This window comes from Oleiphilus sp. HI0125 (assembly GCF_001635355.1).
In genome coordinates this window covers 1-1,312 of the sequence record NZ_LWGF01001074.1, presented here as the reverse complement: position 1 = coordinate 1,312, position 1,312 = coordinate 1, and the positions used below count along the sequence as shown (strand labels likewise).

Genomic DNA, 1,312 nt, shown 5'->3' with positions numbered 1-1,312 from the left:
GACTGAAGTTTTTTTACCCACAAGTCAGTCAAAAACAACACGCTCACCGAAGATGATAGTGCAGCACCTAGATTGAATAAAAGCATCTCGATATAACTAAAACCGCTGCCCGCAGCAATGAGTGGGCCTAGGTAGGTTTTCCACAGACTTAAAAAGTACATGGTCGCAGCTTGCAGAAAATACGTGTCATCCATTTGTTCGCACTACTATTTATTTTGCGTTGATTGTGCGCGACTCTTTAATCAGCAGCAAGGCAAGAATGGTTTTTATGCGATTCAGTTGTACCTCAGCCTTATCGTCTCGTAAGTTGATTAAAGGCGACTCGAAGATCCTCTTTAGAAGTAATGCCGTGCAGAGTATTCGTTAGTCTTCCGTGCTTGTTGAATAGCAATAGCGTTGTCTTAGGAGCTTGGTATTTGCCAGCGAAAGTTTTGCCTTTCTTGTTGGCGAGGTTAGCAATTTTGAATTGTATGTCCTCGTCATACTCGGATTGGAGTGCATCTACGTTGCGCTTTAGTTGTGCGCAATTTCGGCAGTTTGGATCATGCACTTGAACCACAGTCGCTGTGCCATTGCCGATCACGGAAAGATCCTGCGTTATCTGAATTACGTGACTATAGGCTGCTAAGCAAACGCCAAGAAAGGCTGCGAATACAGCGCTAATTTCAAGTTTTTTCAGGGTCTTAGGTGCAATTTTTTTACGTTTTACCTTTTGAGTTTTAGTAGTAGATGATTTCCCATGGCGTGCCATGATGCCTCCAGTGCGATTCTTTGCTGCTGAAAAAGACAGGGCTCTTGTGACATTCACGGTATAAAAAAGTTCATTCCAGTAAGGGATCTGGGCATGTCATCTTATGCCGTGATACATTCGTATAGTTAATCTTCGATCACAACAACAAACAGATTAAGCGGTAGCGACTTTCCATGATTATTAATCAAGATACTTTGAACTTCCTTCTTTATGACGTGTTTCAAGCAGAGGCCCTTACTGAGTTAGATGCCTACAAAGACCATGATCGTAGTACCTTTGATGGTGTTATCGATACGTCGCTTAAAATCGCACAAGACTACTTCTTACCGCACAACGCGAAGGCTGACGCAAATGAGCCAAGCTTTGATGGTGAAAGCGTATCGACCATTCCTGAGGTGAAAGAAGCGTGGAAGCATTTTACTGAAGCTGGATTGATTAATGCGCGTCATCGATTTGATGAGGGTGGAATGCAGCTGCCTGCGTTGGTGCATTCAGCATGCATGGGTTTGTTTACAGGCGCGAATCCGAGCACGGCTGGTTATCCATTCTTAACGAGTGCGG

The 1,312-nt window shown here is 43.9% G+C and carries 3 protein-coding genes; 1 reads left to right on the top strand and 2 read right to left on the bottom strand.

Annotation, left to right across the window (positions count from 1 at the left end):
- Both A3762_RS18395 and A3762_RS18390 read right to left on the bottom strand, forming a co-directional pair.
- The coding region (locus A3762_RS18395) for a hypothetical protein (protein WP_197469378.1) at nt 1-194 on the bottom strand (194 nt) is incomplete at its 3' end.
- A gap of 98 nt (nt 195-292) precedes the next feature.
- Nucleotides 293-751, bottom strand: coding sequence for a thioredoxin domain-containing protein (locus A3762_RS18390; protein WP_068757037.1), 459 nt, complete (start codon nt 749-751; stop codon nt 293-295).
- Between the two features lie 173 nt (nt 752-924).
- Between A3762_RS18390 and A3762_RS18385 the strand changes: the two genes are divergently transcribed.
- The coding region (locus A3762_RS18385; RefSeq protein ID WP_197469377.1) for an acyl-CoA dehydrogenase N-terminal domain-containing protein at nt 925-1,312 on the top strand (388 nt) is incomplete at its 3' end.

Excerpts from the sequence above, each read along its gene's own strand:
- A3762_RS18390 (WP_068757037.1), bottom strand. The coding sequence starts at position 751 with ATGGCACGCCATGGGAAATCATCTACTACTAAAACTCAAAAGGTAAAA.